The following is a 278-nucleotide window of genomic DNA, read 5'->3' as shown; positions in this document are numbered from 1 at the left end:
ATGGTGTAGAACATGACCAAATTGAATCAAATAGTTATAATACAAGTCCAGAATATACTAGTGTATCGGTAGATACAGTTAAACTGTTTCTTCCACACTTATTTTTATTTTATTCTATAATAGGCCTCCCTTTCATAAATAAGTTAATTCTCTTAGTTCAATTGGTAGAACAAAGGTTTAAAAAAACCTTAGGAAGTGGTTCAAGTCCACTAGGGTCTCTCCCCCCATCCTAAGCCCTCCCTTTCGGCGCCTTTCCTTCCTTCGGCGCCCTATTACTA

The 278-nt window shown here is 37.4% G+C and carries 1 protein-coding gene; it reads left to right on the top strand.

What is annotated here, in order from left to right; translation table 11 throughout:
• Positions 1 to 233, top strand: a 233-nt coding sequence (locus ACLJNW_RS24655; protein ID WP_410961281.1) for a hypothetical protein, incomplete at its 5' end; no start/stop codon positions are given.
• Between the last annotated feature and the right edge of the window lie 45 nt (positions 234 to 278).

The organism is Salmonella sp. SAL4457, assembly GCF_046548235.1.
GTDB classification, from domain to species: Bacteria; Pseudomonadota; Gammaproteobacteria; order Enterobacterales; family Enterobacteriaceae; genus Salmonella; species Salmonella enterica.
The sequence above is the reverse complement of the archived record's forward strand: the minus strand, read 5'-3'. Positions and strand labels throughout refer to the sequence as shown.